Raw genomic sequence first — 5219 nt, 5'->3', positions numbered from 1 at the left:
GACCTCCCCCACCAGCGATCGTCCAACCAGCCGACCTACACCGTCAAGCCAGCCAGCACCTTGACAGCCGATCCCCGATAGGGAATCAGGCGTCGAGGACCCGTTCCATCGCCGCGCGGGAACGGCGGCCGGTGCGCAGGTACTCGTCGAGGAACTCGCCGGGATCGTCCCGGCCGAGTAGCCGGACCACCCCGGCCAGCTCGACGCCGTGCCGGGGCAGCTGGTCACCGGCCCGGCCGCGCACCAGCATCAGCGCGTTGCGGACCTGCGCGGCCAGGGTCCAGCCGGCCGCCATCTCGGTGGCGTCCGTCGGGTCGACCAGGCCCGCGTCCCGGGCCGCCGCGAGGGCGTCGAGCGTACGCGTGCCGCGCAGCTCCGGGACCGTCCCGGCGTGCCGGAGCTGGAGCAGCTGCACCGCCCACTCGACGTCGGCGAGGCCGCCCCGCCCGAGCTTGGTGTGGGTGGCCGGGTCGGCGCCCCGGGGCAGCCGCTCGTGCTCCACCCGCGCCTTGATCCGCCGGATCTCCACCACCTGCTCGCGGGTCAGCCCGTCGGCCGGGTAGCGGACCGGGTCGACCATCGCCTCGAACTCCGCGCCGAGGTCGGCGTCGCCGCAGACGAACCGGGCGCGCAGCAGCGCCTGCGCCTCCCACACCTTCGACCAGCGGGCGTAGTACTGCGCGTACGCGGCGAGGCTGCGCACCAGCGGGCCCTGCCGGCCCTCCGGACGCAGGTCGGCGTCCACGCCCAATGGCGGGTCGGGCGCGGGCATGCCGAGCAGCCGGCGCAGTTCCTCGGCGATCGCGTGGGCGGCGGCGCTCGCCGCGCCGGCCGCGTTCCCGCCGGCCGGGGGATCGTAGACGAAGAGCACGTCGGCGTCGGAGAGGTAGTTCGACTCGTACCCGCCCAGGCGGCCCATGCCGATCACGGCGAAACGCAGCCCCGGCATGGGCGGCTGGGCCGCCCGGGCGGCCCGCAGCGCCGCGGCCAGGGTGGCGTCGGTGACGTCGGCGAGCGCGGTACCCACGGCGGTGACGTCGGCGAGGCCGAGCGCGGCCCGCCCGCCGTCGGGCCGGGGCGGCGACGGGGCCAACGAGCCGGCCCGGCTCAACAGGTCGGCGCAAGCGACGCGGACCAGCTCCCGGCGGCGCAGCGCGCGGATGGCCCGGGTGGCCTCGACGGGGTCGGCGTGCCGGGCCGCCGCGGCGGCGAAGCCCTCGCAGAGCACCCCCCTCGGCCGGGGGGTCAGCTCGCTCTCCTCGGCCAGCATCCGCAGCGCCTCCGGCTCGCGGGCCAGCAGGTCGGCGGCGTACCGGGAGGAGGAGAGCACCCGGGCCAGCCGGCGGGCCACCGGCCCGGAGTCGCGCAGCAGGCGCAGGTACCAGGGCGTGCTGCCGAGCTTGTCGGAGACCTGCCGGTAGTTGAGCAGGCCGCGGTCCGGCTCGGGGGCGTCAGCGAACTCGCTGAGCAGCACCGGCAGCAGGGTGCGCTGGATGGCCGCCGTGCGGCTCACCCCGCCGGTGAGCGCCTGGAGGTGCCGCAGCGCCCCGGCCGGGTCGGCGAAGCCGAGGATCTCCAGCCGGTGCCGGGCAGCCTCCGGGGTCAGCCGCAGCCCGTCGGCCGGCACCCGGGCCACCGACTCCAGCAGCGGCCGGTAGAGCAGCTTGGCGTGCAGCCGGCGTACCTCGGTGGCGTGGGTGACCCACTCGGCGCGGAACTCCTCGACGGCGCTGCGGCCCGGCGTGGCCGCGTAGCCCAGCGCGGCGGCCAGCCAGCGCAGCGCGGCCGGCTCCGTCGGCACGGTGTGGGTGCGGCGCAGCCCCTGGAGCTGAAGGCGGTGCTCGACGCCGCGCAGGAAGCGGTAGCCGCCCAGCAGCGCCTCCCCGTCGGCCCGGCCGACGTAGCCGCCGGCGACGAGCGCGCGCAGCGCCGGGACGGTGCCGGGCACCCGCAGCGACTCGTCGCCCCGGCCGTGCACCAGTTGCAGCAACTGGACGGCGAACTCGATGTCGCGCAGCCCGCCGGGGCCGCGCTTGATCTCGCGCTCCAGTTCCTTCGGCGGGATGTTGTCGATGATCTTCCGCCGCATGGCGCGGACGTCCTCGACCGCCTCGGGGCGCTCGGCGGCGCGCCACACCAGCGGGGCGAGCTGGTCGATCCACTCCCGGCCCAGCGTCAGGTCGCCGGCCGCCGGCCGGGCCTTGAGCAGCGCCTGGAACTCCCACGTCCGCGCCCAGCGCCGGTAGTAGGCGAGGTGGCTGGCCAGGGTCCGCACGAGCGGGCCACGGTTGCCCTCCGGCCGCAGGGCGGCGTCGACCGGCCAGGCGACCAGCCCGCAGACGTGGATCAGCCGGGTGGCGACCGTGGTGGCCGCGGCGAGGTCGTCGTCCTGCGCGGCCACGAAGATCACGTCGACGTCGGAGACGTAGTTCAGCTCGTCGCCGCCGCACTTGCCCATCGCCACGACGGCGAGCCGGGGCCGGGGGGTGCCCTCCGGCAGCTCGCCGACGGCGATCTCGTACGCCGCCGCGAGGGTCGCGTCGGCCAGCGCGGAGAGCGCGGCCATGGTCTGCTCCAGGCCCCGGCCGTCGGTCAGGTCGGCCGCCGCGATCCGCAGCAGCGCCAGCCGGTACGCCCTGCGCAGCACCGCGACCGGCTGCCCGGCGCCGGACAGGTCGAGCCGGCCCTCGGCGGTCGGCGCGAGCCCGTCCGGGGCGGTGCGCAGGGCCGCCCACTGGTCGGGGTTGGCGACCAGGTGGTCGCCCAGCGCCGAGGAGGCACCGAGGACGGCGATCAGCCGGTGGCGCAGCCCCGGGTCGTGCGCGAGCGCCTCCAGCAGCGCCGAACCGGCGGCTGCCGGACCGGCGGCCCGGCGCTCGGCCTCGACGATGCGGTGCAGCTGGCGCAGCGCCAGGTCCGGGTCGGCGGCCCGGGAGAGCGCGGCGAGCAACTCCGCCGCGCGGTCGTCGGTCGGCTCCTGCACGTCCGGCCGCCACAGGCCCAGCCCGTCGGGGCCGAGCAGGTCGGCGGCGCGGGTGGCGCCGTCGCCGCCGACGATGCCGAATCCGTAGCGGGCGAGCCGTCCCGCGGCGCTGGTCGGCCGGCTCATCACTGCCCGAGCAGCGGCAGGCTGCGGCGGGACGGGTCGTCGCCCAGCTCGCCGAGGGCCAGCGCGGCGAACCGGGCGGCGAACGGCTGCCAGACCTCCTCGACGTCGACCATCACCGCGTGGCAGGCCGCCACCACCAGGTCCGGGTCGTAGCCCAGCTCGGCCAGCAGCGTCGAGTCGGCGGCCCAGTCGGCGATCATCGCGGTGTCGCACTCGATGTGGAACTGCAACCCCCAGGCCCGGTCACCGAGGCGGAACGCCTGGTGCGGGTAGCGGGTGGAGGCGGCCAGCAGGGTGGCGCCCCGGGGCAGCTCGGTGATCTCGTCGGAGTGCCACTGGAGCACGTCGGGGATCAGCGGGACGTAGCGGAACAGCGGGTCGGCGTCGGCGGCGTCCCGCTTGCCGACCACGCCGGGCCCGACCTCCGGCCCGGACGCGCTGCGCGCGACCTCGCCGGCGTGGGCGGTGGCCAGCAGCTGCGCGCCCAGGCAGATACCGAGGGTGGGCACCCGGTGCCGGACGGCCTTGCGGAGCAGCCCCTCGACGGCGGGGAACCAGGGCGCGCCGGGTGCGCCGTCGGGCAGCGGATACGCCTGCTGCTCGCCGCCCAGCACCACCAGCGCGGAGTATCCCTCCAGGTCGGCGGGGAGCTGGTCGCCGGCGTGCGCGCGTACCACCCACAGGTCGAGACCCGCCTCGGTCAGCCACTCACCGAGCCGGCGGACGTCGTCGGTCGGGTCGTTCTCGATCACCAAAGCGGTAGCCACGACGTCGAGGCTATCCGGTGACTCGGGCGGGCCCCGAACGCCTCCGCCGGCGCGGCGGCGGCCCCGACGGCCGACCGGACCAGCCGTCCCACGCTCGGCGGAGTGAGCCGACCCGTACGTGGACCGTGCCCCGCCGCGACTAGGCTCTGCCGCTGTGGCCGACCATGCCAGCACGACTCCCACCGCCGTACGACCGCCGGTGCTGCGCCCCGGCGACACGGTGATGCTGGTGTCGCCGTCGGGGCCGACCCGGCCCGAGCGGGTGGCCCGGGGCATCGAGCTGCTCACCGGCTGGGGGCTGCGGCCGGTGCTGGCGCCGAACGCGTACGCCCGGCAGGGTTACCTGGCCGGCGCGGACGAGCTGCGCGCCGCCGACCTGAACGCGGCGTTCGCCGACCCCGAGGTGCGCGGGGTGATCTGCACGCGGGGCGGGTACGGCGCGCAGCGGATCGTCGACGCGATCGACATGGCCGCCGTACGTCGGGACCCGAAGGTGGTCGCCGGGTTCTCGGACATCACCGCGCTGCAGCTGGCGCTGTGGCGGGGCGCCCGGCTGGCCGGGGTGCACGGCCCCGGGGCGGCCTGGCTGGACGAGCGCACCCCGCTGCGTTCGGCCGAGTCGCTGCACGCCGCCCTGATGACCACCGAGCCGGTGACGGTGCCGGCCGTCGCCGAGGAGGAGACGTTCCCGGTGCGGGTGCCCGGGCGGGCCACCGGCCCGCTGCTGGGCGGCAACCTCTGCCTGATTGTGGCGTCGCTGGGCACCCCGGACATGCCGGACCTGACCGGGGCGGTCCTGTTGGTCGAGGACGTGCAGGAACCGCCGTACAAGGTGGACCGGATGCTCACCCAGCTCCGCCGGGCCGGCGCGCTGGACGGGCTGGCCGGGGTGGCGGTCGGTCAGTTCACCGGCTGCGCGGACGGCTGGTCGACCAGCGTCGCCGACGTGCTCTCCGAGCGCCTCGGCGACCTCGGCGTCCCGGTCCTCGGCGGCCTGCCCGTCGGCCACGGCGTCGGCCAGCTCACCGTCCCGGTCGGCACCGACGCCACCCTCGACACGACGACGGCCACCCTCACAATCACCCCCGCCGTCCACTAACCCCCCACCCTCACCCCCACCCCCGGCCCCCACCCCCCCGGCCCAGCGTGGTTGATCATGAAGTTATTGGTGCGAAATGCCGGAATCGGCGCCAATAACTTCATGATCAACGGGGAGATTCCCGGGGGTGGGCGGGAGGGTGGGAGGGAGGGGGGTGTCCCTATGGGTTTCGTCAAGCGGTGATCGGCGGTGTGGGGCGGGGCTGGTAGGGGATCTTGTCGCGGAGCATGGCGAACAGGACGTC

3 protein-coding genes are annotated in these 5219 nt (G+C 76.2%); 1 reads left to right on the top strand and 2 read right to left on the bottom strand.

Going from position 1 to position 5219, the window contains the following annotated elements:
- Window positions 1–85: 85 nt before the first annotated feature.
- Together ACZ6Q9_RS34085 and ACZ6Q9_RS34080 are read right to left on the bottom strand one after the other, a co-directional pair.
- Window positions 86–3109: a bifunctional [glutamine synthetase] adenylyltransferase/[glutamine synthetase]-adenylyl-L-tyrosine phosphorylase gene (locus ACZ6Q9_RS34085; RefSeq protein WP_396831405.1), complete on the bottom strand. Its 3024-nt coding sequence runs from the start codon at window positions 3107–3109 to the stop codon at window positions 86–88.
- Window positions 3109–3876 carry a type 1 glutamine amidotransferase gene (locus ACZ6Q9_RS34080; protein WP_393454443.1) on the bottom strand — a complete coding sequence of 256 codons (768 nt, stop codon included), beginning with the start codon at window positions 3874–3876 and terminating at the stop codon, window positions 3109–3111. Before ACZ6Q9_RS34080 ends, ACZ6Q9_RS34085 begins: the two co-directional genes overlap by 1 nt.
- 223 nt (window positions 3877–4099) lie before the next feature.
- On the opposite strand from ACZ6Q9_RS34080, the gene ACZ6Q9_RS34075 reads away from it, so the two are divergent.
- A complete protein-coding gene (locus ACZ6Q9_RS34075; RefSeq protein ID WP_396831406.1) occupies window positions 4100–4975 on the top strand; it encodes an LD-carboxypeptidase in 876 nt (291 codons plus the stop codon).
- The last annotated feature ends 244 nt before the right edge of the window (window positions 4976–5219 follow it).

This window comes from Micromonospora sp. NPDC049139, from assembly GCF_055586845.1.
Note: the sequence above shows the minus strand (reverse complement) of the source record. Positions and strands in the feature narration are given on the sequence as shown.